Here is a 26181-nt window from a genome sequence, read left to right on the forward strand (position 1 = left end):
ATCATGGCAAGCAAGTCGTATGCCAGTACTGTAAAATTCCCTGGGGACGGAAGTTCAACCGAGGGAGGCGTTGGCGCGGTCCTTGCTCGCCCCGGGCCAACGCGAAGCGCAGGGAGGCAGACATGCGGTTGATCGGCGTGGACGTGGGCGGCACTTTCACGGACCTGGTCTATGCCGACACCGAGGCCGGCCGCACCGCCGTGCACAAGGTCTCGACCACGCCGGACGATCCGTCCCGCGGGGTCGTGCAGGGGCTGATGGCGCTCTGCGACAAGTATTCGATCCCGCGCGAGACCATCGACACGGTGTTCCACGGCACGACCATCGCAACCAATGCGATCCTCGAGCACGACGGCGCCGTCACCGGCATGATCACCACCGGCGGCTATCGCGACATCCTGCATATCGGCCGCCACCAGCGGCCGCAGCATTACTCGATCATGCAGGACATTCCCTGGCAGGACCGGCCGCTGGTGAGGCGGCGCCATCGCAAGACGGTGACCGAGCGGCTGATACCGCCGCGCGGCGAGGTGCTGGAGCCGCTCGACGAGGCGGGCGTCCGCCAGGCCGTGCGCGAGCTCAAGGAAGCCGGCGTGCAGGCCATCGCGATCTGCTTCCTCTTCTCCTATCTCGACGCCGGCCACGAGGCGCGCGCCCTGGAGATCGTGCGCGAGGAATATCCGGAGTGCTTCGCCACCACCTCCTCGTCGGTGTCGCCGCAGTTCCGCGAGTTCGAGCGCTTCACGACCACGGCGATGAATGCCTTCGTGGGCCCGAAGGTGCGCAACTACGTGACCCGCCTCGAATCGGAGATCGAGGCCTCGGGCTTCAAGGCCGACCTGCGCATCATGGCGTCCAACGGCGGCGTCGCGACTCCCGGCATGGTGGCCGAGCGGCCGGTGCTCACCCTCCTCTCCGGGCCGGCCGCCGGCGTGATCGGCGGCGACTGGGCGGGCGCGCTCTCGGACAAGCGCAACCTCATCACCTTCGACGTCGGCGGCACCTCGGCCGATATCGGCATCGTCACCGAGGGCGGCTTCGGCGAGGCCACGGCCCGCGACACCTGGATCGCCGGATTCCCCGTGCTGGTGCCGATGATCGACGTGCACACGATCGGCGCCGGCGGCGGCTCGATCGCCTATGTCGACCAGGCCGGCGCCTTCAAGGTGGGCCCCCGCTCGGCCGGCGCCGTGCCAGGTCCCGCCGCCTACGGGCGTGGCGGCACGCGGGCCACGGTGACCGACGCCAACGTCGTGCTGGGCCGGCTCGACGGCGGCAACTTTCTGGGCGGCGGCATGGCGCTCGACGAGGTCGCGGCCCGCCGCGTGATCGGCGAACTGGCGCGCGAGCTCGGCCTCTCCGACCGCGAAGCGGCCGAAGGCGTGATCACCCTGATCAACGCCAACATGGCCAACGCCATCCGCTCCCGTACCGTCCAGAAAGGCATCGATCCGCGCCACTATGCGCTGGTGGCGTTCGGCGGCGCCGGCCCGCTGCACGGCGCCGAAGTGGCCGACATGCTGGGCGTCACGGAGGTGATCGTGCCGCCGCATCCCGGCATCACCTCGGCGGTCGGCCTGCTGATCAGCGACCTGCGCTACGATGCCATTCGCACCTCGTTCCAGGTTTCAGGAGCAGCCGACCTCGCCCGCATCAACGCCGACTTCGACGCCATGGCCAAGGAACTCGCCGGACGTTTCACCGCCGACGGCATCGATCTCTCGAAGGTGACGTTCGAGCGCCGTGGCGATCTTCGCTACGTCGGCCAGGGCTACGAACTGCGGGTCACTTTCCCCGACGGCCTTCTCGACGAGGCCGCGCTCGCCAAGGCCTTCGAGGCCTTCCATGAGGTCCACAAGCGCGAGTACGGCCATCACTTCGCCGACTCGGCCATCGAGATCGTGAACCTGCGCCTGATCGGCGCGGCCAGCGCCGCGACCATCGCCAAGCCCGCACCGGACGGCGCGCGCTCTCTGAGCAGTGCGACGGTGCGCTCCGGCAACGGCACCTTCCGGGTAGACGGCAAGCTTGGCGACTATCCGACGACGTTCTACCGTCGCGACCTGCTGCCGATCGGCGAGCGCATCCCCGGCCCCGCCATCGTTCTGCAGATGGACACCACCACCGTCGTGCCGCCGCACTTCAGCTTCGAGGCCGATGCGGCCGGCAATCTCATGATCCGCAAGGAGGTTCGCCAATGAACGCCCCTCTTCGCTGGGAGCGCGCCACTCCAGTGGCGCTCATAACTTTGCGGATGAAGAGCAAGAGCGCCACTGGAGTGGCGCGCTCCCAGCAGAGGAGTGCCGCATGACCACCGCCACCGCCCGCCAGCCCGCGACCAAGCCCGACCGCATCGACCCGATTACCAGCAGCGTGATCCAGGGCGCGCTCGAGAACATCGCCGTCGAGATGGGCTACAAGCTGATGCGCATGAGCTACTCCTCGATCATCCGCGAGTCGGAGGATTTCGGAGCGGCGCTCGTGGATGCGGAAGGCCGCGGCCTTGCCGAATCGGCCCAATCGACGCCGCTGCAGTCCGGCCCGATCCCGGGCTATGTGCGCGGCATCCAGCGCATCCTGGCCGCACGCGGCGAAGTCATCCGGCCGGGCGACGTCATCATGCACAACGACGCCTATTCCGGCGCGAGCCATGGCCCCGACGTGGCCTTCATCGTGCCGGTCTTCGTGCAGGGCCGCCTGATCGCCTTCGCCGCGACCACGGCGCACCATCTCGACATCGGCGCCCTGTCGCCCGGCTCCTGCGGCATCGTCGAGGCAATCGACGCCTATGCCGAGGGCCTGCAGTTCAAGGCCATCAAGGTCTACGACCGCGGTGTGCGTAACGACGCCGTGTGGCAGATCGTGCGCGACAATATCCGCGCTTCCGACCTCGTGGTCGGCGACATGGATGCCCAGGTGGCCGCCGCCCGCATCGGCGCGGAGCGCATGGTCGAGCTGGTCGAACGCTACGGGCTGGAGACCTTCGAGCAGGCCTGCGGCGCGCTGATGGATCATGCCGAACGCCTGATGCGCCAGGCCATCGCCAGGCTGCCCGACGGCGTCTATCGCGCCGAGACGGCGATCGACGGCTATCTCGACAGCGACGATCCCACCAAGAAGGAACTGCCGATCGTCGTCACCATCACCAAGAAGGACGATTCCCTGGTGGTCGACCTGACCGGCACGGCGCCGCAGGTGCCCGACCGCCCGATCAACATGCCGCTCGAAGGCACCGCCGACATCGCGATCTGGCTCACCATCCGCTCGGTGCTTTTGGACACCGAGGTGCACGGCCACATCCCGGTGAACGCCGGCCTGATCCGGCCGATCACGATCGTGGCGCCCAAGGGCTGCCTCGCCAACCCGACCTTCCCGGCGCCCACCATCGCGCGCTTCTGTCCCGGCAACCAGCTTGCCGACACGGTGATGAAGGCGCTGTCGCAGGCGATGCCCGGCAACGTCTCGGCCGGCATCGGCAACCTCAAGGTCATCGCCTTCTCCGGCCTCAAGGACGAGACGCATTGGGTGCACATGGAGATCTTCGAAGGCTCCTATGGCGGGCGGCTGGGCAAGGACGGCATGGACGCCGTCGACACGCTCTACGCCAACACGCGCAACAACCCGATCGAGGACATCGAAACCCATCTGCCGCTCCGGGTGCTGCGCTACGAACTGCGCGAGGACGTGGCAGGCGCGGGCAAGTGGCGCGGCGGCCTGGGCTCGGTCCGCGAGTTCGCCTTCCTGAGCGACGGCGGCGCCTCGGTCGAGGGCGAAGGCCATCGCTACCGGCCCTGGGGGTTCCTGGGCGGCAGCGAGGGCATGCCCGCGAAGCTCGACCTCATGGTCCCCGGCCACGCCGACCGCGCCCTGCCGTCGAAGGTGCCGCACATGAACATCGCCAGGGACGGCCGCTTCGTCTGCTACGGACCGGCCGGCGGCGGCTACGGCAACCCGATGGAGCGCGATCCGGCCGACGTGGCCGACGACGTGCTCGACGAGGTGATCTCGGTCGAGACGGCGTTGCGCGACTATGGCGTCGTGATCTCGGCCAAGGGCGTCGTCGACGTCGAGGCGACGCGCAAGGCGCGCGGCGGCTGAGACGGACGACTCGCGCAAAGAAAAGCCCTCCTCCGACGGATCGGAGGAGGGCCGGTTCTGGCAGCCTGTGGCCGATTACATGCCGAGCTGACTGATGAACTTGGTGTTCAGGTAGGCCTCGAGCGCCTCGATGCCGCCCTCCGAGCCGTAGCCCGAGTCCTTCATGCCGCCGAACGGCACTTCCGGCAGGGCCAGGCCGTGGTGGTTGATCGACACCATGCCGCTTTCGAAGGCAGCGCCGACCTTGGTCATGGTCTTGCTGTTCGTGGTGTAGGCGTAGGCCGCGAGGCCCCACGGCAGTCGGTTGGCTTCCTTCATCACGCCGTCGAAATCCTTGAACGACGAGATCGGCGCCAGCGGGCCGAACGGCTCCTCGTTCATGATGCGGGCGTCGAGCGGCACGTCGGTGAGTACGGTCGGCTCGTAGAAGTAGCCCTTGTTGCCCTTGCGCTGGCCGCCGGTCTGGACCTTGGCGCCCTTGCCGATGGCATCGCTCACGAAACCGTCGATCGCGTGCAGGCGGCGCTCGGCGACGAGCGGACCCATGCGCGTGTCCTTGTCGAGGCCGTTACCGACCTTGATGTTCTTGGCATAGGCCGTGAACTTCTCGACGAACTCCGGATAGACCTTCTCGTGCACCAGGAAACGCGTCGGCGCGACGCAGACCTGGCCGGCATTGCGGAACTTGTTGGCGCCCAGGATGTTCACCGCCTGGTCGATGTCGGCATCCTCGAACACGATGGCCGGCGAATGGCCACCCAGCTCCATGGTGACGCGCTTCATGTGCGCGCCGGCCAGGGCCGCGAGCTGCTTGCCGACCGGCGTCGAGCCGGTGAACGTCACCTTCTTGATGATCGGATGCGGGATCAGATACTCGCTGATCTCGGACGGCACGCCGTAGACGAGCTGGATGACGCCCGCCGGCACGCCGGCATCGACGAAGGCCTTGATAAGCTGGGCGCAGGAGCCGGGCGTGTCTTCCGGTCCCTTGATGATGATCGAGCAGCCCGTGGCCAGCGCCGCCGAGGCCTTGCGCACCACCTGGTTGATCGGGAAGTTCCACGGCGTGAAGGCGGCGACCGGACCGACCGGCTCCTTCGTCACGAGCTGGTACACGTTCTCGAAGCGCGCGGGGACGATGCGGCCGTAGGTGCGACGGCCTTCCTCGGCCATCCAGTCGATGATGTCGCCGGCCAGCAGGGTCTCGCCCTTGGCCTCGATCACCGGCTTGCCCTGCTCCATCGTCATGATGGTCGCGATCTCGTCGGCACGCTGGCGCATCAGCTCGGCGGCCTTGCGCATGATCTTGTAGCGGTCGAACGGGGAGACCTTGCGCCACTGCTGGAAGCCCTTCTCGGCGGCCTCGAGCGCGCGATCGAGGTCGGCCTTCTCGGCATGAGCCACCTGGCCGATCACTTCTTCCGTGGCCGGATTGATGACCGGGATCGTCCGGCCGTTGGCGCCCTTGGTCCAGGCACCGTCGATCATCAGGGATACGTCGCTGTAGTTCATTATTTCCTCCTCCTACTTCTAGCTTCCGCGATACGTCGAATAGCTCCAGGGCGTACAGAGCAGCGGGACGTGATAATGCCCCTCCGGCTCGGCAATGGAAAAGCGTAAAGGCACTATGTCGAGAAAAGGCGGATCGCCCTGCTCGATGCCCCTGATGCGGAAATGGTCACCCACGGCGAAGCGCAGCTCGTAGCGACCGATCGGCAGCGGCCGGCCGCCGATCAGCGGCGCATCCGTGCGGCCATCGGCATTTGTCGTGGCCGTGGCGATGCGATGGGCGCGCTCGCCGGCGAATTCATAGAGCTCGATGGCGATGCCGACCGCCGGTCGCCCCGCATGGGTGTCGAGCACATGCGTGCTGAGGCGGCCATTCACACGCGGCATTCCCTCCCCCGTCACCTTCGCCGCAATTCGCAGGCGCGTGATGAAGGAGATTTCCTGCAGGGCTGCCGCGAATTCGGTGAACGGGTCGTGGCGCAGCCGGCGTTCGAACTGGGCCAGGATGGAATCGCGCGTGTGCCGGCGGACGCAGACGATGAAGGGAAAGCCAAACTTCGCCTTGTAGGCGTCGTTGAGGCGATGGAAGCGGGCGAACTCTTCCTCGGAGAGCGTGTCGAGACCGACGCTCGCCTGCTCGCGGCGGGACTCTTCGGTCACGTCACCCGCCCGCGCCGCCTTGCCGGCGAGATCGGGATGGCCGCAGACGAAGGCAAGCTGCCGTTCTCGTGGCGCGGCGCGCACGGCGCCCATCATCGCGTCGTGCAGCGCGGTGACCGTCGCGAAGGGCCGTTTGGCGGCTGCGGCCTCGGCAACCCACGGCGCCAGTTCGAACGTGTCGCCGACGGCGACCGCGAAGTCGCCCGCGGTCGCGCGATTGAGGTCGTCGAGACTGTGGATCATGCCGGCCGACCTAGCATGCTCGGAAGTCCGCCTCTATAGTCCCGGCCAGCAAAAACCCATGGGAGGAGCCGCAATGTCCGGCCGCAACACCTTCACCCGCCGCCGTCTTGGACAGTCAGCATTCGCCGGCGCCGCCCTGTTGGGCGCTCCCCTGCCGCTGCGCCAGGCATTCGCCCAGGGCGCGCCCGCGAACCTCAAGGTCGGCCTGCTGCTCCCGACCTCCGGCCTGCAGGCGCAGATCGGCCAGGCCTGCAAGCGCGGCGCCGACGTGGCCAACGACGTGTTCGCCGACATGAAGATGCCGGTGAAGCTCGAGATCGTGAATTACGACACCGAAACCAAGCCGGACGTGGCTCGCACGCAAGCCGAAAAGGCGATCGATGCGGGCTGCCACATCCTGGTCGGCGCCTTCGATTCCGGCCAGACCATCGCCATCGCGCAGGTGTGCGAGCAGCGGGGCGTGCCGCTGGTCGTGAACATCGCGGCGGCGCCGCAGATCACCGAGCAGGGCTACAAGTTCGTCGTGCGCAACTTCCCGACGGCGCCGATGCTGATCACCGGCGCGCTGTCGCTGCACAAGGAGATCTTCAAGATCTCGGGCAAGACGCCGAAGACCGCCGTGCTGATGAGCGTGAACGACACGTTTGGCACCTCGATGATCAACGGCATCAAGGCGCTCTTTCCCAAGCTCGACATGCCCTACGAGCTCGTGGACACGATCAGCTACGACGTCGCCGCCAAGGACCTGTCGGTCGAGGTCGCCAAGGCCAAGGCCACCAAGGCCGAGCTGCTGCTGCCGGTCAGCCGCCTGAACGACGCCAAGCTGCTCGTCCAGGAAATGGTGAAGCAGCGCTGGGAGCCGATGGGCGTGCTGAACCCGGGCGCGCCCGGCCTCTACGAGCAGGATTTCCTCAAGACCATGGGCAAGTACGGCGAGTACATGATCTCGAACGTGCCGTGGCTCGACCCGAAGTCGGCGATGACGCAGTCGCTCGAGAAGCGCCATGCCGCCAAGTTCCCCAACGACCAGCTCGACCTCAACGGCGGCTTCACTTTCGAAGGCATCCTGATCGCCGCCCAGGCCTGGCTCGCTGCCAAGTCGACCAAGCCCGGCGATCTCATGGAAGCGCTGCGCAAGATCAAGATCGACCAGCACGTCATGGTCGGCGGCCCGATCCAGTTCGACTCCAAGGGCCAGAACGTCAACATCAAGGCCGCGGCGGTCGAAAACCTCAAGCGCAAGCCCACGGTCGTGCTGCCGCTCGAATCGGCCGCCGCCCCGCTCGTCTTCCCGATGCCGCCGTGGAACGACAAGCGCCGCACCTGATCCATTCGCTCAAACTTTCCCTCTCCGCCGCGGCAGAGAGGCTATGACCCACCTCACCCAGCCTCTCCCCCCGCGCCGCGGGCGGAGAGGAGCATGAAAGCATGACCGCAGACTTTCTCCTCTCGCTTGCCCAGGCCATCACCAAGGGCCTGTTGACCGGCATGGTCTATGGACTGATGGCGCTCGGCCTGTCGGTGATCTTCGGCGTGATGCGCGTGGTCAACTTCGCGCACGGCGAGATGATGGTCGTCGGCATGTATCTCGCCTGGATGGGCTTCGAATACCTGCAGGTCTCGCCGATGCTGAGCCTGCCCGTGATCGCCGTGATCTTCTTCGGCGCGGGCTATGCGCTGCAGCGCGCGGTGATCTCGCCGTTCATCGGGCGGCCCGAGCATCAGCAATTCCTGCTGCTGCTGGCCATCGCCATCCTGCTGGTCAATGTCTCGCTGGTCATCGCCGGTCCCGACGCGCGCGGCGTGCAGATGGACTCGCAGTTCGAATCCTATGAGCTCGGCCCCTTCGTCTTCGATGCCGTGCGCGTTCACGCGGCCCTGACAGCGGTGGTGATCGCGGGCCTGCTCTGGCTCTTCTTCACCCGCACCCGTATCGGCAAGTCGATCCGCGCCGCCGCCGACAACAATCTGGGCGCCCTAGTCGTCGGCCTAGACGTCCGCCGGCTCTATGCCTTCACCTTCGGCGTGGGCGCGGCCTGCGTCGGCGCCGCCGGCGCGCTGATGATCACGATCATCCCGGTGACGCCGTTCCTCGCCGCCGAGTACACGCTGCTCGCCTTCGTCATCGTGATCGTGGGCGGCCTCGGCAGCATGACCGGCGCGCTGGCCGGCGGCCTGCTGATCGGCGTCAGCGAGGCGGTGGCCGGACTCCTGCTGCAGCCGTCGCTGAAGAGCATGGTGAGCTTCGGCATCCTCATCCTCGTGCTGCTGCTGCGGCCGCAGGGCCTGTTCGGCAAGAGCGGCGCATGACCCTGCTCGCGCGTCTCACCGGGGGCGTGCCGGCCCGCTCGCTGTGGTGCCTCGGCCTGCTGTTCGTGCTCCTGCTCGTGGCACCGACGCTGCTCGGCAAATACGGCCTCTCGGTCCTGATCCTGGTCCTCTACTTCGCCTTCGTCGGCCAGGCCTGGAACATCATGATGGGCTTCGCCGGGCAGCTTTCGCTCGGCCACGCCCTCTATGCGGGTGTCGGCGGCTACATCGCGGCCGGGCTCTTCTTTCACTACGGCATCGGTCCGTGGGCCGGCGTCTTCGTCGCGGTGGCGGCCGCCGTCGCCGCCGGATCGATCGTCGGCTATCTCGGCTTCCGCTTCTCGCTGGCCGGAGTCTATTTCGCGCTGCTCACCATCGCCTTCAGCGAGTTCACGCGCATCGCCTTCGATCACTGGGGCTGGGCCGGCGGCTCGGGCGGCCTGTTCCTCAAGGTCGACGCCACCTCCGACGTCCTGAACCTGCGCGGCGGGCCGCTCCTCTTCTATTACGTGATCCTGGCGCTGGCCGCCGGCACCTTCATCCTCTGCCGCCTCCTCCTGGAAAGCCGGCTCGGCCGCTACTGGCTCGCCATCCGCGAAGACCCGGAAGCGGCTCAGGCGGTGGGCGTGCCGGTCCTGCGCTGCAAGATGATCGCGATCATGATCTCTGCGGCGCTGACGGCGCTGGCCGGTGTCTGGAACGCCTTCTACTACAACAACCTCTTCCCCGAGACGGCCTTCGCCATGGGCCGCTCGATCGAGTTCACCCTGGCGCCGATCATCGGCGGGCTGGGCACGCTGTTCGGTCCGGTCGTCGGCGCCGTGGTGCTGACCGGGCTCGGCGAAGTCTTCACCGACTTGAGCGAGGTCTTCCACATCTCCGGCCTGAAGCAGATCTTCTACGGCCTCGCGCTGCTGGTGATCGTGATGTACCGACCGGCCGGCGTCTGGCCTTGGATCGCCGACCGCTTCGGCTTCGGGGAGAAGCGGAAATGAGCGGCGCGCGGCTCGAACTCGACGGGATCGGCAAGAGCTTTCGCGGCCTGCGCGCGGTGCACGATGTCTCGTTCGACGTGCCGGCCGGCGCCATCAATGCCCTGATCGGGCCCAACGGCGCGGGCAAGACGACGATCTTCAACATGATCGCCGGCGTCTACCGGCCCGATGCCGGCAGCGTGCGTCTCGACGGACGGCAGATCTCCGGCCTGCGGCCCGACCTCGTCTGCGACGCGGGCGTCGGCCGCACCTTCCAGATCGTGAAACCGTTCAAGGGGCTGAGCGTGCTGGAGAATGTCACGGTGGGCGCCCTCCATCGGCGACCGGCGCTTCCCGACGCGCGCGCCTACGCCGCCGACATTCTGAGGCAGCTCGGCCTGCACGATCGCCGCCACCAGGCGGCCGAGAGCCTCACCCTGCCCGACCGCAAACGCCTCGAGGTCGCCCGCGCGCTCGCCACCGAGCCCAAGCTGCTGCTGCTCGACGAAGTGATGGCGGGACTGCGGCCGACCGAGATCGACGTGATGGTGACGTTCCTCCAGGACCTCAACGGGCGCACCGGCCTCACCATCCTGCTGATCGAGCATGTGATGCGCGCCGTCATGGCGCTCGCCTCCAACATCGTCGTGGTGAGCTACGGCGAGAAGATCGCCGAGGGCACCCCGGCCGAGATCGCCCGCCACCAGGCCGTGCTCGATGTCTATCTCGGCGAAGCGGAGCCCGCATGAGCGCGCCCCTTCTGAAGGTCGAGAATCTCGACCTCTTCTACGGCGATGCGCAGGCGCTGGCCGGCGTGTCGCTCGAAATCGCCCAGGGCGAGATCGTGGCCATCGTCGGCGCCAACGGCGCGGGCAAGAGTTCGCTGATCCGTTCGATCCACGGGATCGAGAAGCCGGCACGCGGTCATGTCCGCTTCGACGGCACCGAGATCACCGGCTGGCCCTCCTACCGGGTGTGCGAGGCCGGTGTCGGCCATGTCGCGGAGGGCCGCCAGGTCTTCCCCAATCTCTCGGTGCTCGAAAACCTCGAGATGGGTGCCACGCCCAAACGCGCGCGGGCGCTCGAGAAGCAGACTCTGGAGCGGGTCTTCGCGATGTTCCCGCGGCTGGCCGAGCGGCGGCGCCAGGCCGCGGGGACACTGTCGGGCGGCGAGCAGCAGATGGTGGCGATCGGCCGCTGCCTGATGGGCCAGCCGCGCCTCATCATGTTCGACGAGCCTTCTCTCGGCCTCGCCCCCACCATCGTGCAGGAAGTCTTCCGCATCGTGCGCCGCCTGAACGAAGAGGGCCTCACCATCCTCCTGGTCGAACAGAACGTGATGGCCTCGCTGCGCATCGCCGATCGTGGCTACGTGCTGGAGAACGGCCGCATCGAGCTCGAAGGACCCGGCGCCGACCTGCTGACCAACGACCGCGTCCGCCAAGCCTATCTCGGCCTGTAGTTCAGCGGGGTGCCTCGACGCCGACAGGCAGGTGCTCCGTCGGCAACGGCGTCACGGTCATGAGCGTGACGCCCGATGCCGCTTCGAAGCGATGCCACATGCCCTTCGGCACGATCACCATCATCCCGGCGCGCAGGTCCAGCGCCTGGGCTCCCTCGTCGGGCAGCAGATGCAGGAGCGTCTCGCCTTCGATGACATGGACGATCTCGTCGCCATTCGGATGGCGTTCCCAGCCACCGCTTCCGCTGAACTTGCTGGTGAAGATCGCCCCGTCGCGATAGGGCGCGACCTGGCCCAGCCCCTTGCGCCGGTCAGCTTCGGGACTTGCGGGGGTGCGCGCGAATTGGGTGAGCCTGCCGAGTTCGGCATTGAGATCCAGAACGGCGACCAATCCACCCTCCCTGCGCAAAGGGTCAGCTTAGGCAGGGCGTTATCGGCAGGCAATGTTGACGGCCGCCGCGGCCGGCTGCAATTTCAAGCTTCCGGTCCTGACGCTGTCGCGTGCGACGCGAATCGGTCCGGGATGGCGCCGGCTCCTCCCGACGACGGGACGACCGCCCTCCCCGGCAGACTTTGCCATGGGAGAAACACCAAGATGAATCGTCGTGACATGCTCAAGGCCGGCCTTGCTGCCGGTGCCCTCGGTATCCTGCCACGCCTCGCATCGGCGCAGGCCGCCACCTATGCGCCCGTGCCGAAGGGCTGGCGCACCTACGTGCTGACGACACGCGTCGAACCGACGGCCGGCGCGACCCAGGCGTGGGTTCCGCTGCCAACGTTCGAAGCGGCCGACTGGCAGCGTCCGGGCGCCGTCACCTGGACCGGCAATGCCCGCGTGGCCGAACGCGTGCGCGATCCCAAATACGGCGCGGAAATGCTGCGGGTCGAATGGGCGGCCGACCAGCAGGCGCCGGTCATCGAGGTCGTGGCCCAGGTTCAGGCGCAGAACCGATCGATCGTGCCGGGCCGGGGCAATGCCGCACCGCTCAGCGAAGCCGAGCGCAAGCTCAACCTGATGCCGACCACGTTCCTGCCGACCGACGGCATCGTGAAGGAAACCGCCGACGCAATCGTGCGCGGCAAGCAGGGCGACGTCGCCAGGGCGCGCGCGATCTACGACTGGGTCGTCGATAACACCTTCCGCAATCCCAAGACGCTGGGGTGCGGCGTCGGCGACATCACCACGATGATCCGGACCGGCAATCTGAACGGCAAGTGTGCCGACCTGAACGCGCTCTATGTCGGCCTGGCCCGCTCGGTGGGACTGCCGGCACGCGACGTCTATGGTATTCGCGTGATGCCGTCGGAATTCGGCTTCAAGGCGCTGGGCGCCGGATCGGAGGTCGTCTCCAAGGCGCAGCATTGCCGTGCCGAGGTCTGGCTCGGCGGCTCGGGCTGGACGCCCGTCGATCCCGCCGACGTACGCAAGGTCGTGCTGGAAGAGCCGCCGGCCAACCTGGCCATGACCGATCCCAAGGTCGTTGCGGCCCGCGGCGCGCTGTTCGGCGCCTGGGAAGGCAACTGGCTCGCCTACAACGTGGCGCACGATGTGAAACTGCCGGGCTCCAAGGAAGACCCGATCGCCTTCCTGATGTATCCGCAGGCCGAGAATCGCTCCGGCTTCCTCGATTCGCTCGACCCGGACAGGTTCAAGTACCGGATCACGGCGCGCGAGCTGACGGCCTAGCCCGCTGTCGATGCGACGGGCGGGGCATTCCGCTCCGCTCCGATCCGCTTTATATCCGGCAGATGAACGCACTCAACGACGCGGCGCCGCCTCTGTCGCCCGCCAGACTCGTGCATCGCTATTACCTTGCGATGTCTGTGCCGTTCCTGATCGACGTCGTCTCGGTGCTGATCTATTCGGCCCTGAACGACGCGCCGCAGGTCGTATTTCCGTCGCTCGCGATCACGACCCTGTTCCTCGCCGTCGGCGTCGGCCTCGGCGCCTGGCTCCTGATCCGGCCGATCCGGCACTTCATCGAGGGGCGCGCAGCCTTCGGCGACATCGAGCTCTCGCTGGCGCGGCTGCCGCGCCACTCCGCGACGGTCATCGGGGTGATGTATGCGCCGATGGTGGCGCTTCGCCTGCTGTCCCATCGGCTCGAGATCACCTTCGGCGCCACGCTGCAGCAGGTCGCCTGGCCGGACGTCATCGCCAACCTCACGGTCGGAACCGGCTTCAACGTCGTCCTCACCTTCTTCGTCGTCGCGGCCTATCTCGATCATCTCTGCGAAGAGCTGTTCCGCACGAGGCGTGTGAACATCGCGACCTTCGGCGGCCGCTTCCGGCGCAAGGTGGCCCTCGCCCTCCTGTTCGTGTCGTTCGCGACCATGGTCCTGATCGTCGCCGACATGCTGAGCTACAGCGGCCACCGGCTGGTCCGAGAGGCCTCGGCCGACATCATGACCTCGGCGATCGGCACGGCCTTCATGTACTACTGGATCTCGAACGCGCTGACCCGGCCGATCACGCGGCTCGACGGCGGCCTCCGCCGCGTCGCCGACAACGACTACACCGTACGCCTCCCCGTCACTTCCGATGACGAGCTGGGCCACGCCGCCAGCCGCTTCAACCAGATGGTCGAAGGCCTCGCGGAGAAGGCCTATCTTCGCGACACGTTCGGCAAGTATGTGAGCGAGACCGTCGCCGCCTCGATCCTCTCCAACCGTGGCAATACCGGGCGCAGCATCGACACCACGGCCGACGCGACCCTGATGTTCACGGACATCGAAGGCTTTACCGGCCTGTCCGAAAGTGCGGCGCCTGCCGAGGTTGCCGCCCTGTTGAATGCCTATCTCGGCACCGTCGTCCCGGTCATCCAGCGCCACGGCGGCATCGTCAACAGCTTCATCGGAGACGGGCTGTTCGTGAGCTTCGGCTTGCCCCGGCCGCTGCAGGATCATGCGAAGGCCGCCATCGCGGCCGCGATCGAGATCCAGCATGCTCTCTCCCTGGCCCGGTTCGCCCGTGGTTTCACCCTTCCGACCCGCATCGGCCTCAACACCGGCCCCGTCATCGGCGTGACCATCGGCACCGACAACCGGCTGAGCTACACACTGCTGGGCGATGCGGTGAACGTGGCCGCGCGGATCGAGCAGCTCAACAAGAAGTTCGGCACGCGCATCCTCGCCGCCGAGAGCACCGTGGCGGCGGCGGCCGCGGAGACGTTCTGCGAACGACTGGGCACGACCGACGTGCGCGGTCATCACGACGGCGTCGTCGTCTATCGCGTGGGAGAGCCCCTGTGACGGTCGCGGGAAACGAGCAGCCGATCGCCACGGCGACCGAGATCGGCAGCCTGCGCCGCCGCTACCTGCTGCGCGCCGTCTCGGCGGCCGGCGTCGACGTTGCCTTCACCGGCATTTTCGTTGCCTTCTCGGATGCCTGGGCCTACGCGCCACGGTCGATCGCCGTCGGGTTGTTCCTGCTGCTGGGCGTCAATGCCCTGGTCAACCGTCGCTTGTTCGTTCCGATCGAGGAGTACCTGGCGGGGCGGCGCCCGTTCGAGGAGGTCGAACGTCGGATCACGCAACTTCCAGTCCTGACGGCCGCGCGTGTAGCGCTGCTCGCATTGGCAATGTTGGGATTCAGGGTGACGGCCCCCAATCTCTGGCCCGATGAGACCATGCGTGCCCTGCCCAGCCAGACGCTGGCCGATACCGCGGCACTCCTGGTCATGCTGCCGCTTTTCTACTTCACCTATGTCTACTTCGTCATAAGCGACTATCTGGGCCACCTCTGCGGATTCATCTTCAAGCGCACCGGCCGGAACCTGTCCCTGTTCTTCGGCCGCTACCGCCTGAAGCTCGGCATCGCCCTGCTCGTGATCTCGCTCGCGCCGATGACAGCCGTCGTCGTCGACCTGGTGAGTTATGACGGCGTGAAACTGCAGTTCGAGATCGCGACCGACGTCGCCATCGCGCTGATGGGCGTCGCCGTCTCGATCTACTTCATCGGACGGTCGCTGCTGCGCCCCATCCGCATCCTTTCGATCGCGATGTCGAAGGTCGCCGGCGGAGACATGTCGGTGCGGATCCCCGTAACCTCGAACGACGAGGTGGGGGAACTCACAGGCCAGTTCAACGCCATGGTCGAGGGGCTGCGCGAACGCGAGCAGATCCGCGAAACCTTCGGCCGCTATGTCGACGAGAGCGTGGCCTCGACCATCCTGCAGCGCGGCGGCAATGGGGTGCTGGCCGGCGAGACCCGCGAGGCGACGATCCTGTTCACGGACGTGTCGGGCTTCACGACGATCGCCGAGAAAATACCGCCTGACCAACTCTTCGGGGCCCTCAACGAGTATCTCGAGACGGTCCTGGCTCCCATTCGCGCCCATGGCGGCGTGGTGAACACCTTCATCGGCGATGGTCTGTTCGCCTCCTTCAACATGCCGCTCGCCTGCCCGGGCCACGCTTCGGCCGCCATCCGCGCGGCCATCGACATCCAGCGCGCCGTCGCCAGCCGCTGTTTCGGCGAAGCGAAGGTCCCTTTCGTCACCCGCATCGGCATCAGTACCGGCGCGGTCATCGGGGGCTCGATCGGCGCCGGACAGCGGCTGAGCTTCACACTGCTAGGCGACACGGTGAACCTTGCCGCCCGGCTGGAGAAGTTGAACAAGGACCACGGCACGAGCATTCTCCTCGCGGAGACGACGCGCGCGGGCTGCGGAACGGAGTTCGTGTTCAAGCCGCTTGGTAGCACGGCCGTTCGCGGCCGGAGCGGGTCGGTCGCCATCTTCACCGTCGATACTGTCTGAGGTCCGCCGTCCATGAACCCGTCTGCCCTGTCACCGGATCAGCTCGAGCTGCAGGCCCGCGCCCGCGAACTGGCGGCCGGCCCCGTCACCGACCGCGCCGCCGAGGTCGACCGCACCGAGCAGTACCCATGGGACAATGTCGAGCTGCTGAAGGACGCCGGGCTGATCGGCATGACGATTCCCACGCAGTATGGCGGCCAGGGCAAGGGCTGGCTCGACGCCGTGCTCGCCATCGAGGCCCTGTCCTCGGCCTGTGCCGTCACCGGCCGCATCGCCGTCGAGACCAACATGGGTGCGATCAGCGCGGTCATGGCCTATGGCTCGGAAGAGCAGAAGAAAATGGCCGCCGACATGGTGCTGGCCGGCGACAAGCCCGCCATCTGCATCACCGAGCCCGATGCCGGCTCCGACGCCAACGGCATGACCACGCGCGCCGACAAGAAGGGCAACCGCTACGTCCTGAACGGCCGCAAGCACTGGATCACCGGCGGCGGTGTCTCGCGCCTGCACCTGATCTTCGCCAAGGTCTACGACGAGAAGGGCACGTTCGAGGGCATCGGCGGCTTCCTCGCCATCCGCGACGAGACCAAGGGCCTCAAGATCACCAAGCGCGAGCCGACCATGGGCCTGCGCGGCATCCCCGAGGCGGTGATCGATCTCGAGGACATGGACGTGCCGCCGTCGGCGCTGGTGATCCCGCCGCGTGGCCTGAAGAAGGGCTTCGCCGACCTGATGACCGCCTACAACAGCCAGCGGGTCGGCGCCGCCACCGTGGCGCTCGGTATCGCCGAGGGCGCCTACCGGCTGGCGCTCGACTGGTCGGAGACACGCCACCAGTTCGGCCGGCCGATCAACGAGTTCCAGGGCCTGCAATGGAAGCTCGCGGACATGTCGATCAAGCTCTCGGCGTCCCGCGCCCTCGTCTACAACGCCGCGCGCTCGGGTGAAGGCGGCTTCCCCGACATGCTGATGGCCGCGCAGGCCAAAGTCTTCACCTCCGAAAGCGCCATCCAGATCGTCAACGACGCCCTGCAGTTCTTCGGCGCCCGCGGCTACAGCCGCGAACTGCCGCTCGAGCGCATGGCCCGCGACGTCCGCATGTTCACCATCGGCGGCGGCACCGCAGAAGTGCTGCGCAACGTCGTGGCCGGCGCGCTGCTCAGGAAGAAGCTGCCGCAGACGCGGGATGGGTGGGACAAGGCAGCCGAATAGGCTCGCCTACGACGTCGCGCCGGCCGGACGGATCGTGAAGCCCGGCACCGGCCTCTGCTCGATATAGTTCGGGTGGTACATATCGAGATAGAGGGTGTAGTTCGACGAGCCGCACCGGACTTCATAGCCATCGATGATGGTGGTGTAGACACCCACGCCGAAATTGCCGATCCGGCGGAACGACGGGGTCTTGCCGTCGGGACAGATCAGCCGGTTCAGATAGGCCTGCTGTCCTTGCGGCATCAGAGTCCGCACGGGATTGCCCTTCGATCCAAGCGGCTGGGCGTTGATCGCGGCCCAGTTCGGCGAAACCGTGCGCCGATTGCCCGGCGCCATGAAATCATAGACCTGAATGCTGCCCGACGACTGGGGCGGCGGCAGGGCTGCCGCCGCTGCGGACGCGGCCGTGGTCTGTGGCGCCGGCGTATCGCCACTCTGGGTGCAGGCTCCCAGGAACGGAAGCAATGCGGTCAACAATACGGCAATGATCTTCATTCATCTCTCCCTACAGATCGAAAGAGACAACAATTCATCGGTCGCTACAACCGCGAGTTAGGCTCCGGCCCGTCCTGCAGATCAGCTCTAGCGGCCGTACTTGTTCCAAGCCCCGTCCACCCCGCGCATCAGGACGAACTCCCTGCCCTTCTTCGAAGGCTCGTCGCGCGGCGTGCAGGCGATCGAGATCCAGGACTGGAGATCCCAGCGCGCCGAACAGCTCTCGGCGTCGCACGGCAACTCGATCTCCGCCTCGGTCGCAAGCCCATCGCCCGACGGCGTAAAGACCGAGAGCGTCCCTCGGGCCGGCTGCAGCGAGCAGGCCACCGTCAGGAACCGCGTCTTGTCGGAAGCCCAGACCGGCGCGCCGTGGACCGTGAACAGGCGGCCGGTGCGCTTCATCACCAGCGTCCAGGCAAAATCGTCGAGCCCCGGCGTGCGCACGACATAGAAGCGGCCGGGATCGTCGTAGCGCTCGTAGAGATACTGGTACCCGGCGTCGCCATAGGGACAGTCCTGCAGCTCGATCGCCGTGCCGCCATCGATCGCGAGCCGCAGCCGGTCTTGGTGCCGCGAGACGTTCGGCACGTCGGCCCGCAGCCGCTGCGCCTCCTGCGGCCACCCGGTCATCCGGCTCTCGCTCTCGTATGCAGGATCACGCGTGCCACTCGGCACACAGGCCTCCGCCTCCGTGCCAGCATTCTGCGCGAGCACGAGTCCGGGAAACATCAGGGCGGCGAGACAGAGGAGACGAACGCCTCCTGCCCTCGCATCGCTCCTCACCATGGGCTTAACGGCGCGCGGTCAGGTCGGCGTGTCGGCCATCGCCGTCGACTGTTCGTGCCCGCTTGCCGAAGCGCCACCCAGCAACGTCTCGACCGGATTGCCCGGCACCGTGAAACCGGCCTCTTTCAGCAACTGGTCGATCACCGGCGAATTGGCGCGATAGGCCAACAGGCTTTCGACCAGGGAGTCCATGCGACCGCCTTTGCCCCCACTGCCGCCGGACCCTCCCGGCATACCGCCGCCGAGGTCGACGATCTTGACGTCCCCGATATTGTGCAGGGGCTTCACGACTTCCGCGAGCGCCATCGGGATGATGCGCAGCCGCTCCCGGGCAACTTCCAGGTCGATGACCTTGTCGGACATGGCATTGCGCGCCTCGTTCAATTTGCGCTGGCCGTCGGCATCCACCTGATAGGTCGTGGCCTGGCCCTCTGCCTTGATCTTGGCTGCGTCCGCCTCGGCCTGGGCGATCGTCCTGATCGCGCTGGCCCGGTTTTCCGCGGCTGCACGTTCGGTTTCCGCCGCGACCGTGATCCGCGTTGCATCCTGTTCTGCGGTCATGCGCGCGGCAATCACCGCGGTCTGCTTTTCGCGCTCGGCAATCGCGACATCCTTTGCGGTCTGCACCGATTCGGCGGCCGAAGTCGCGAGCGCCCGCGCCGCTTCCGCCTCGGCGCGCGCCTCGGACTCCGAGCGGCTCTGGTTGGCGACGGCGATCGCCCGAGCCTGATCGGCCAGCTCAATGTCCCGCTGCTTGACGATGCGTAGCGTCTCCGACGCCCGCTCTGCCTCGATCTTCTTCTGCTGGATCGCCAGGTCGGCCGCGATCGCCGCGGATTCCTGGACCTGTTTGGCGGCGGCTTGCCGCTCGGCAATCGATTGTTGCGCCATGATCTTGGCTTCGGCCTCGGCGCGGCTGGCCTCCGCCTCCTTGAGTGCGGCGGCAGCGCGCGTTTCGGCCGTCTTGTTGGCGATATCACGCTGCTGCGACAGTTCCGCGTCCTTCTTGAGACGCATGATCTCCAGAGTCTTCTGGGTTGCGTCGAGGTCCTGCTGGGCGATCGCAACCTCGGCGTTGCGGACAGTCTGGTTCCGCTCCTGACGCTTGGCTTCGACGATCTTGGTGAGCGCCGTTAGACCCTCTGCGTCGAAGGCGTTGTTCGGGTTGAAGAATTTGGTGTCCGTCTGGTCGAGTTTGGTGAGCGACGCGCTTTCCAGCTCGAGGCCGTTGAGCTCTAGATCGGTCGCGACCGCGGCCTGCACGGCCTTGACGAAGTCGGACCGCTTTTCCTGCAGGTCCGCGAGCAACATGGTGGCCGCTACCGACCGCAACGCGTCGACGAACTTCGCCTCGACGAGTTCGCGCAGCTGAATGACGTCGTTGGTGCGATCGCCAAGCGTCTGCGCCGCCAGCGCGATCGAAGAGGCATCCGGCTTTACGCGCACGTAGAACTCCACCCCGATGTCGACGCGCATGCGGTCCTTCGTGATCATGGCGTCCTGCGAATCGCGGCGCACGTCGAGGCGAAGCGTCTGCAGGTTCACCCAGGCAATGCTCTGGAAGATCGGCAGGACGATCGAACCGCCGTCGAGCACGACTTTCTGGCCACCGAAGCCGGTCCGCACGTAGGAGCGGTCCTTCTCGGCACGATGATAGAGCCGACCGATCACCATGCCGATGGCGACGATTGCCACCACGATGAGCAGGGCGGGTATTGCAAGCTGCAAGATCATGTCCATGGAAGAGCCCCCAGTATCCGGCGCCCGCCTCCAGGCAGTGCGTCGGGCAGTAAGAAAGATCGCGTCTGTGGATCAGTCAGTCCCGGTCAAAAGGCACTCGAAGCGTCACGGCCGGCCGCCAGGCGGCCCTCGGCGACGATCACGGCATATTCGTCTCCGACCCTGTCGACGATCAGGATACTCGCGCCCTGCGGAATCGAGAGGTTTGGCGCCCCCGGCCTGATGCGCGGGAAGTGCCAGTTCCCGAACCTGTCCTGGATCTTGGCACGCGCCGGACAACCTTCCGTGACCGGCCCGAGCGTGACAGTGCCGACACGCCCGATCAGGTCATGGCTGCCCAGCACATAGGTCTCGTCGCGTGGGATCAGCCGCGACACCACGCGGCTCACCCATCTCGTACCCGGAACCGCCGCGACGAGGGCGACGGCGCTGGCAATGAGAGCCGGCAGCGGCGCCAGCAGGTTCAAGGCGACGATCTGGACCACCATGCCGGTCACTGAGAAGCAGGCGATAGCCGCAATGATCAGCACGAGAAGCGGCACGCGGCCCGCATTGAGCCAATCGAAAGTGGTGCCGATCGGGCCATCCACGCCATGGATCGAGCCGGTGTGGGCATCGTAGTGGCCGGTGTCAATTCCCAAGCTGGTGTCCAGCAGCGAGGACGCCGCCACCCCGAACAGGGCGGAGACGATCTCGACGGCCAGCAACCCCAACATGACCAGAGCGGCAATAGTGAAGGGCTGAAAGGCCGGCGCGACCAGTAACGACCACATGATGTGCCTCTGTTCAGCTATCCCGGCCGGACTTCAGCCGTTCCAGGCGCGATCTCACTTCCCGCTGCCGTTGCAGTTCGGCGAGTTCGTCGAGAGCCTTGGCGTCGTTGTTCGGCTTCGCGGCCGGAACGCCGGTGACGCGTGCTGTGGCGGCCTGCGCGCGCGCGACCTTGTTCATCGCGCCACTCACTTTGTCCCTCGGCGATCCGGTCGCTGCAGGCCCTTCGCTGGCAGCAGCGGCACGAGAAGCCTGGTAATCCTTCCGGGTTTGTTCGGCCTCGCGCCGGCTCGCGGCGATGGCGTCAACGGTCTGGCCAAGCTGGGCGATCTTCTCGTCCACATCGGCCATCAGGCGGTCCAGCACACCTACCTGCGCTTCGATATCGACCTGGCGCGCAATGCCGACCTCGGCGAGGTCATCGCGATCCTCGTCGATCGCGAGGCGCACCTTGGCGGCCAGCTCATCCTTCTCCCGCAGCAACTGTTGGCGCCGGATGTCGAGGCGATGACGTTCGGCCGTCGCCCTGCCCAGCTCCACGCGCACCTCGTCGGCGGCGGCATCGATTTCCCGGATGGCCTGGGCCAGGACCGCGTCGGGATTGATCCCCTCCGCGACATCGACCGCCAGATTGGTCATACCGGCGATGACGCGGCCGATTCTCTTCACTGCGCTTTCCGTGGCCAACATTGTCTCCTCCTGACTTTTCACGGTTGCATCGGGCGTATCAAGTCCAATCGACACGATCAGTTCGAAGTCATTCGCGCGCTTCATCAGCCGGGCGGGCGCGGGATCGGTCCATCCCTGCCCATAATCCTCGACGTGGAACGGTATGGTCATTCTGCCACTCAAGGTCGCAATCGAAACCGATTCGATTCCTTTGATGGAATACAGCTTCTCGTCGAGCGGCAGGCCTTCGATCGTCTCTCCGCGACGCCGGCGGACCCAGTCCTTGAAGGCGAGCGTCACCGACCGCGCCGGCAATCCGCTCACAGTCCGCGCAGCCTCGTAGAAGGAGCGATGCAGGGCGACCAGATCGGCGGCATGTCCCGAAGGTACCGAAGCATCCAGCCAATCGAGCAAGCCGGTATGGGCCGCAAGGATCCGGTCGAAAGCCTTTGAAGCCTCCGTATCAGCATGAAGGCTCAAGCGGCAAAATCTGGAGGTCGAAGTGGAAGACATAAAAGCACTCGATTGGTGCTTTCATATAAAAGCACCGCATAGGTGCTTGTCAAGGTGCCTGCAAATATCGCCCCGCAAGCCCCTAAGGCGTTACGCCCTCACTCGCCATGAACTCTGCAACATCTGGTGACATTGCTGCTGCTGCGGCCATATCGGCGTCACCCCCGGCGATATCTCCTTTCTTGCGCTTGGCGATGCCCCTGCCAAACAGCGCCGGGCTATTTCTTCGATTCATCCGATAGGCCGAGTCGAAAGTCGCAATCGCGGCGTCCAGTTGGTTCATCCTCAGGTATGCGATGCCGCGATTGGTAAGGGCGCGCGCGGATGTCGGATCGAGCTTCAGCGCTCGGTCGAAATCCTCCATAGCCCGATCGAATTGCCCCGCGCGGCTGTAGGCGATGCCACGGTTGTTGAAGCCGATTGCCGCGTTCGGGGCCAGCTTGATGCTCTGATCGTAGTCTTGGATCGCTTGGTCATATTGGCCTTTGCTCAGGTAGGCGCTGCCACGATCACTGAATGCCTGCGGGTTGTTTGGAGCGATCTTGATGGATCGATCGAAATCCTCAATCGCACGATCGTACTTGCCGGCTGCGACATACAAACTTCCCCGACTGGCAAGAGCCTGAGCATTTGTCGGGACAAGCTCGATGACCTGATCGTAGTCCTTCATGGCAAGTTCATTTTGACCGTTGTGATGAAGAGCCATCCCTCGATAGGTGAGCGCCTCCACGCTGTCTGGATTGAGGACAAGCGCCTGATTGAAATCCCTGATCGCACGCTGGTACTGGCCTTTGTAAGCATAAGCGAGGCCACGATTGAAAAAAGCCAGGAAATGTCGATCGGTCTTGAGAGCCTCGTCGAAATCCCGGATCGCCTGGTCGAAAGCGCGCTTATGAAGATGGGCAACGCCTCGGTTCATGAAGGCGAGGGAAAGGTTGGGCTCGAGCTTGATCGCTTGGTCAAAGTCCTGGATCGCGGTGTCGTATTGGCCCAAGTGGTCGTAAACGACCCCCCTATTGACGAAAGCGCCCGCCAGCCCCTTGCCCGTGACGCGCCCTGACGAAATAACCGCGCTGCAGCTTCTGAGGGTCTCCTCGTTCCGCATATCGCCCTGGCACACATTCCAAAGCTGCTCATAGTTTTGAGCGCGCGCCAGCGATACACCGGAAGCCACCGACACCGACAACGACAGCAGCAACATCAACCGAATCATGCAGAGCCCCCCCGCGGATTGAAAGTATGGACGGGTTGCAACCAAAAATACACAGCCTCTCTCGTAGGCTTCGTTATCTTGCCCGCAGGTGTAAGCCTCCGTGCGCTAGAAGCGTCTCCAAGCTAATCGAGCGCAACGTCGCTTCGGCGATTTCATCGATCTCCGTGAGTATGCGCTGCAAGGCGGCGCCGATTTCGGTGCCCTCGCCGGGCTCGGCGGCGCGACTGCCCGGCGCCGGCTCGAACAGGGAGACGATATCCATCAACGTGATACGTCGGCGGTTGCCGGTGAAGCGATAGCCGCCCGACGCGCCGCGCCCGCCTTGCACGAAACCGGCGGCGGAGAGAGTGCCCAGGACCTTGGCCAGCGAATGCGTCGAGACGCCGAATCGCTGGGCGAGGTCGGCCGACGACAGGGTCCGCGCCGGATCGCGCGCCAGTTCGAGGATCGCATAGAGGCCGAGCCGCGTGGCCGTCTGCAACTTCACGCCCCGCTCCTCATGGGAGTTCCTTGTCGAGCTGCAGCGACGGGCCCGCGATCATGCCCTGGGCGCGGAAGAAGGAGAGGATCAGGTGGTCCTTGCGGTCGACCAGGGTGCGCACGCGTGTCACGCCCTGTTGCTTGAAGCGCGCGGCCAGCGCCTCGAACAGCGCGCTGCCCACGCCCTTGAGGCGCGTCTTCGGATCGACCTGGATGGCGAAGACCCAGCCGGCGGCCGGCTGGCCGAACTCCCAGGCGCGAATCTCGCCGGCGATGAAGCCCGCCAGACCGCCCTTTGCAGTCTCCGCAACGAGGAAATGGCGATCAGGGCCCAGCATGTCCTGCCAGTATTGTGGCTTGTCCGAACCGGTCAGCCGCGCATCGAGCGCGGAAATCGCTTTCAGATCAGAGGCTTGGGCGGGACGGATGGCGGGCATGTCTGGGGAGAGAATGACCTTGCGGCCGGGAAAGTAAATAGGTAATTCAGTACCGAATTACAGAATAAGGATGCCAATGGACCCCGCCGCCGCGCCCATCGACTTCCGCACCGACCCCTCGCGCTACAAGCACTGGAAGCTCGCGTTCGAGAGCGGTGTCGCCTACCTCACGATGGACGTGAACGAGGATGGCGGGCTGAAGCCCGGCTACAAGCTGAAGCTCAACTCCTACGACCTCGGCGTCGACATCGAGCTGGCCGACGCCGTGCAGCGGCTGCGCTTCGAGCATCCCGAGATCGGCGCCGTCGTCATCCGCTCACAGCGCGACCGCATCTTCTGCTCCGGCGCCAACATCAACATGCTTGGCCTGTCGACGCACGATCACAAGGTCAACTTCTGCAAGTTCACCAACGAGACGCGGCTCGCCATCGAGGACGCCAGCACCCAGTCCGGCCAGACCTACATCTGCTCGATCAACGGCATCGCCGCCGGCGGCGGCTACGAGCTGGCACTTGCCTGCGAGCAGATCCTGCTGGCCGATGACGGCTCGAGCGCGGTGTCGCTGCCCGAGCTGCCGCTGCTGGCGGTGCTGCCGGGCACCGGCGGGCTCACGCGCCTGGTCGACAAGCGCATGGTGCGCCGCGACCATGCCGACTTCTTCTGCACCACGGCCGAGGGCCTGCGCGGCAAGCGGGCGCGCGAGTGGCGGCTGGTCGACCAGCTGATCCCGCCCTCGAAACTCGTGGAGCAGACGCAGCAGATCGCCGAGGAGGTCGCCGCCAAGTCGTCGCGCCCGAAGGATGCCAAGGGCATCGCGCTGCCGACGGTCGAGCGGCAGATCGACGGCGACACGCTGCGCTACGCCAACCTCACCGTCGAGATCGACCGCGAAGGCCGCTCGGCGAAGTTCCGCCTCAACGGCCCCTCCTCCGCGCCGCCCGATGACCTGCACGCGGCCGGCGCCGCTTTCTGGCCGCTGGCTCTGGCCCGGGATTTCGACGATGCGATGATGCATCTGCGCCTCAACGAGACCGAGATCGGCACCTGGGTGCTCACCAGCCAGGGCGATGCCGCGCTGGTCGAGGCCTACGATGCCGTACTCGCGAAGAATGCCGACGACTGGCTGGTGCGCGAGATCGTGCTCTACTGGAAGCGCACCCTGAAGCGGCTCGACGTGAGTTCGCGCAGCCTGATCGCGCTGATCGAGCCCGGCTCCTGCTTCACCGGCACCCTCCTCGAGATCGCGCTGGCGGCCGACCGCTCCTACATGCTGGACGGCGTGTTCGAGGGCTCGAACCTGCCGGCCGCCACGGTGCGGCTGACCGACATGAACTTCGGCGCCTACCCGATGGGCAACGGGCTGACGCGGCTCTCGACGCGCTTCCTCAACGATCCCGGCCACGTCGACACGCTGAAGGACCAGGCTCGCGAACCGCTGGACGCTGCGGCCGCCGACGAGGCCGGCCTCGTCACCTTCATCCCCGACGACATCGACTGGGAAGACGAGGTGCGCCTCGCCGTCGAGGAACGCGCCGGCTTCTCGCCCGACGGGTTGATCGGCATGGAGGCGAACCTGCGCTTCCCCGGTCCCGAGACGATGGAGACCAAGATCTTCGCGCGCCTGTCGGCCTGGCAGAACTGGATCTTCCAGCGGCCCAACGCGACCGGCCCGGAAGGCGCGCTGAAGCTTTACGGCACCGGCAAGCAGAGCAAGTACGACCGCAAGCGGGCCTAAACGGTGAAACCAAACGACCTCATCCTGAGGAGCGCTCCACCGGAGCGCGTCTCGAAGGATGGGCAACAGACAAGGTGCTCGTTCCCTCCCTTCGAGACGGCGCTCCGCGCCTCC

At 66.2% G+C, this 26181-nt stretch carries 23 protein-coding genes; 12 read left to right on the top strand and 11 right to left on the bottom strand.

The features are described 5' to 3' along the window. The first annotated feature begins 122 nt into the window (after positions 1-122). Both ACP15H_RS13370 and ACP15H_RS13375 read left to right on the top strand, forming a co-directional pair. Positions 123-2201 carry a hydantoinase/oxoprolinase family protein gene (locus ACP15H_RS13370; RefSeq protein WP_425066673.1) on the top strand — a complete coding sequence of 693 codons (2079 nt, stop codon included), beginning with the start codon at positions 123-125 and terminating at the stop codon, positions 2199-2201. 106 nt (positions 2202-2307) lie between these two features. After that, a complete protein-coding gene (locus tag ACP15H_RS13375; RefSeq protein ID WP_425066674.1) occupies positions 2308-4098 on the top strand; it encodes a hydantoinase B/oxoprolinase family protein in 1791 nt (596 codons plus the stop codon). Between the two features lie 75 nt (positions 4099-4173). Here the strand turns inward: ACP15H_RS13375 and ACP15H_RS13380 are convergent, their stop codons facing one another. Further along, the gene (locus ACP15H_RS13380; RefSeq protein WP_425066675.1) at positions 4174-5610 is read right to left on the bottom strand and encodes an NAD-dependent succinate-semialdehyde dehydrogenase; all 1437 of its coding nucleotides are present in this window, start codon (positions 5608-5610) and stop codon (positions 4174-4176) included. An 18-nt stretch (positions 5611-5628) separates the two neighbouring features. Next, positions 5629-6510 (bottom strand): 2-oxo-4-hydroxy-4-carboxy-5-ureidoimidazoline decarboxylase, encoded by an 882-nt coding sequence (uraD, locus tag ACP15H_RS13385; RefSeq protein WP_425066676.1) that lies wholly within the window; start codon positions 6508-6510, stop codon positions 5629-5631. 73 nt (positions 6511-6583) lie between these two features. On the opposite strand from uraD, the gene ACP15H_RS13390 reads away from it, so the two are divergent. The 5 genes from ACP15H_RS13390 to ACP15H_RS13410 all read left to right on the top strand — a co-directional run bounded on the left by ACP15H_RS13390 (position 6584) and on the right by ACP15H_RS13410 (position 11256). After that, positions 6584-7837, top strand: a complete 1254-nt coding sequence (locus tag ACP15H_RS13390; RefSeq protein WP_425066677.1) for an ABC transporter substrate-binding protein — start codon at positions 6584-6586, stop codon at positions 7835-7837. 101 nt (positions 7838-7938) lie between these two features. Then, entirely contained in the window at positions 7939-8820 is an 882-nt protein-coding gene (locus ACP15H_RS13395) for a branched-chain amino acid ABC transporter permease (RefSeq protein WP_425066678.1), read from the top strand. Then, entirely contained in the window at positions 8817-9815 is a 999-nt protein-coding gene (locus ACP15H_RS13400; protein WP_425066679.1) for a branched-chain amino acid ABC transporter permease, read from the top strand. Before ACP15H_RS13395 ends, ACP15H_RS13400 begins: the two co-directional genes overlap by 4 nt. Next, positions 9812-10543: an ABC transporter ATP-binding protein gene (locus ACP15H_RS13405; protein WP_425066680.1), complete on the top strand. Its 732-nt coding sequence runs from the start codon at positions 9812-9814 to the stop codon at positions 10541-10543. Before ACP15H_RS13400 ends, ACP15H_RS13405 begins: the two co-directional genes overlap by 4 nt. After that, entirely contained in the window at positions 10540-11256 is a 717-nt protein-coding gene (locus ACP15H_RS13410) for an ABC transporter ATP-binding protein (RefSeq protein WP_425066681.1), read from the top strand. The genes ACP15H_RS13405 and ACP15H_RS13410 overlap by 4 nt, the downstream gene beginning before the upstream one ends. A 1-nt stretch (position 11257) precedes the next feature. On the opposite strand, the gene ACP15H_RS13415 is transcribed toward ACP15H_RS13410, so the two are convergent. Continuing rightward, positions 11258-11647: a cupin domain-containing protein gene (locus ACP15H_RS13415; protein WP_425066682.1), complete on the bottom strand. Its 390-nt coding sequence runs from the start codon at positions 11645-11647 to the stop codon at positions 11258-11260. Positions 11648-11851: 204 nt separating this feature from the next. Here ACP15H_RS13415 and ACP15H_RS13420 point away from each other — a divergent pair, with 204 nt between their 5' ends. The 4 genes from ACP15H_RS13420 (at position 11852) to acdA (ending at position 17228) form a co-directional block, all read left to right on the top strand. Then, positions 11852-12943, top strand: coding sequence for a transglutaminase-like domain-containing protein (locus ACP15H_RS13420; protein ID WP_425066683.1), 1092 nt, complete (start codon positions 11852-11854; stop codon positions 12941-12943). A 62-nt stretch (positions 12944-13005) separates the two neighbouring features. Continuing rightward, positions 13006-14508, top strand: coding sequence for an adenylate/guanylate cyclase domain-containing protein (locus ACP15H_RS13425; protein WP_425066684.1), 1503 nt, complete (start codon positions 13006-13008; stop codon positions 14506-14508). Continuing rightward, positions 14505-16016, top strand: coding sequence for an adenylate/guanylate cyclase domain-containing protein (locus tag ACP15H_RS13430; protein ID WP_425066685.1), 1512 nt, complete (start codon positions 14505-14507; stop codon positions 16014-16016). Before ACP15H_RS13425 ends, ACP15H_RS13430 begins: the two co-directional genes overlap by 4 nt. 12 nt (positions 16017-16028) lie before the next feature. Then, entirely contained in the window at positions 16029-17228 is a 1200-nt protein-coding gene (gene acdA, locus ACP15H_RS13435) for a 3-sulfinopropanoyl-CoA desulfinase (RefSeq protein WP_425066686.1), read from the top strand. 6 nt (positions 17229-17234) lie between these two features. Here acdA and ACP15H_RS13440 read toward each other — a convergent pair whose 3' ends face one another. The 8 genes from ACP15H_RS13440 to ACP15H_RS13475 form a co-directional block, all read right to left on the bottom strand. Then, positions 17235-17723, bottom strand: a complete 489-nt coding sequence (locus tag ACP15H_RS13440; RefSeq protein ID WP_425066687.1) for a hypothetical protein — start codon at positions 17721-17723, stop codon at positions 17235-17237. 87 nt (positions 17724-17810) lie between these two features. Continuing rightward, entirely contained in the window at positions 17811-18353 is a 543-nt protein-coding gene (locus tag ACP15H_RS13445) for a hypothetical protein (RefSeq protein WP_425066688.1), read from the bottom strand. 174 nt (positions 18354-18527) lie between these two features. Continuing rightward, a complete protein-coding gene (locus ACP15H_RS13450; RefSeq protein ID WP_425066689.1) occupies positions 18528-20249 on the bottom strand; it encodes a flotillin family protein in 1722 nt (573 codons plus the stop codon). A gap of 86 nt (positions 20250-20335) precedes the next feature. After that, a complete protein-coding gene (locus tag ACP15H_RS13455; RefSeq protein ID WP_425066690.1) occupies positions 20336-21022 on the bottom strand; it encodes an OB-fold-containig protein in 687 nt (228 codons plus the stop codon). Between the two features lie 13 nt (positions 21023-21035). Then, on the bottom strand, positions 21036-21689 hold the full coding sequence (locus ACP15H_RS13460) for a PspA/IM30 family protein (protein ID WP_425069899.1): 654 nt from the start codon (positions 21687-21689) through the stop codon (positions 21036-21038). 595 nt (positions 21690-22284) lie between these two features. Then, positions 22285-23403, bottom strand: a complete 1119-nt coding sequence (locus ACP15H_RS13465) for a tetratricopeptide repeat protein (protein ID WP_425066691.1) — start codon at positions 23401-23403, stop codon at positions 22285-22287. Positions 23404-23488: 85 nt separating this feature from the next. After that, complete coding sequence (locus tag ACP15H_RS13470; RefSeq protein WP_425066692.1) at positions 23489-23896, bottom strand: Rrf2 family transcriptional regulator; 408 nt, start codon at positions 23894-23896, stop codon at positions 23489-23491. A gap of 16 nt (positions 23897-23912) precedes the next feature. Beyond that, positions 23913-24332, bottom strand: a complete 420-nt coding sequence (locus ACP15H_RS13475; protein ID WP_425066693.1) for an N-acetyltransferase family protein — start codon at positions 24330-24332, stop codon at positions 23913-23915. A gap of 76 nt (positions 24333-24408) precedes the next feature. Between ACP15H_RS13475 and boxC the strand changes: the two genes are divergently transcribed. After that, positions 24409-26067 (top strand): 2,3-epoxybenzoyl-CoA dihydrolase, encoded by a 1659-nt coding sequence (gene boxC, locus ACP15H_RS13480; protein WP_425066694.1) that lies wholly within the window; start codon positions 24409-24411, stop codon positions 26065-26067. The last annotated feature ends 114 nt before the right edge of the window (positions 26068-26181 follow it).

Origin of the sequence: Reyranella sp., from assembly GCF_965249915.1 — a bacterium.
Classification (GTDB): domain Bacteria; phylum Pseudomonadota; class Alphaproteobacteria; order Reyranellales; family Reyranellaceae; genus Reyranella.

Coding starts and splice junctions, on each gene's coding strand:
- ACP15H_RS13370 (WP_425066673.1), top strand. CDS start 123: ATGCGGTTGATCGGCGTGGACGTGGGCGGCACTTTCACGGACCTGGTC.
- ACP15H_RS13375 (WP_425066674.1), top strand. CDS start 2,308: ATGACCACCGCCACCGCCCGCCAGCCCGCGACCAAGCCCGACCGCATC.
- ACP15H_RS13380 (WP_425066675.1), bottom strand. CDS start 5,610: ATGAACTACAGCGACGTATCCCTGATGATCGACGGTGCCTGGACCAAG.
- uraD (WP_425066676.1), bottom strand. CDS start 6,510: ATGATCCACAGTCTCGACGACCTCAATCGCGCGACCGCGGGCGACTTC.
- ACP15H_RS13390 (WP_425066677.1), top strand. CDS start 6,584: ATGTCCGGCCGCAACACCTTCACCCGCCGCCGTCTTGGACAGTCAGCA.
- ACP15H_RS13395 (WP_425066678.1), top strand. CDS start 7,939: ATGACCGCAGACTTTCTCCTCTCGCTTGCCCAGGCCATCACCAAGGGC.
- ACP15H_RS13400 (WP_425066679.1), top strand. CDS start 8,817: ATGACCCTGCTCGCGCGTCTCACCGGGGGCGTGCCGGCCCGCTCGCTG.
- ACP15H_RS13405 (WP_425066680.1), top strand. CDS start 9,812: ATGAGCGGCGCGCGGCTCGAACTCGACGGGATCGGCAAGAGCTTTCGC.
- ACP15H_RS13410 (WP_425066681.1), top strand. CDS start 10,540: ATGAGCGCGCCCCTTCTGAAGGTCGAGAATCTCGACCTCTTCTACGGC.
- ACP15H_RS13420 (WP_425066683.1), top strand. CDS start 11,852: ATGAATCGTCGTGACATGCTCAAGGCCGGCCTTGCTGCCGGTGCCCTC.
- ACP15H_RS13425 (WP_425066684.1), top strand. CDS start 13,006: ATGAACGCACTCAACGACGCGGCGCCGCCTCTGTCGCCCGCCAGACTC.
- acdA (WP_425066686.1), top strand. CDS start 16,029: ATGAACCCGTCTGCCCTGTCACCGGATCAGCTCGAGCTGCAGGCCCGC.
- ACP15H_RS13440 (WP_425066687.1), bottom strand. CDS start 17,723: ATGAAGATCATTGCCGTATTGTTGACCGCATTGCTTCCGTTCCTGGGA.
- ACP15H_RS13445 (WP_425066688.1), bottom strand. CDS start 18,353: ATGACCGGGTGGCCGCAGGAGGCGCAGCGGCTGCGGGCCGACGTGCCG.
- ACP15H_RS13450 (WP_425066689.1), bottom strand. CDS start 20,249: ATGGACATGATCTTGCAGCTTGCAATACCCGCCCTGCTCATCGTGGTG.
- ACP15H_RS13455 (WP_425066690.1), bottom strand. CDS start 21,022: ATGTGGTCGTTACTGGTCGCGCCGGCCTTTCAGCCCTTCACTATTGCC.
- ACP15H_RS13465 (WP_425066691.1), bottom strand. CDS start 23,403: ATGTTGCTGCTGTCGTTGTCGGTGTCGGTGGCTTCCGGTGTATCGCTG.
- ACP15H_RS13475 (WP_425066693.1), bottom strand. CDS start 24,332: ATGCCCGCCATCCGTCCCGCCCAAGCCTCTGATCTGAAAGCGATTTCC.
- boxC (WP_425066694.1), top strand. CDS start 24,409: ATGGACCCCGCCGCCGCGCCCATCGACTTCCGCACCGACCCCTCGCGC.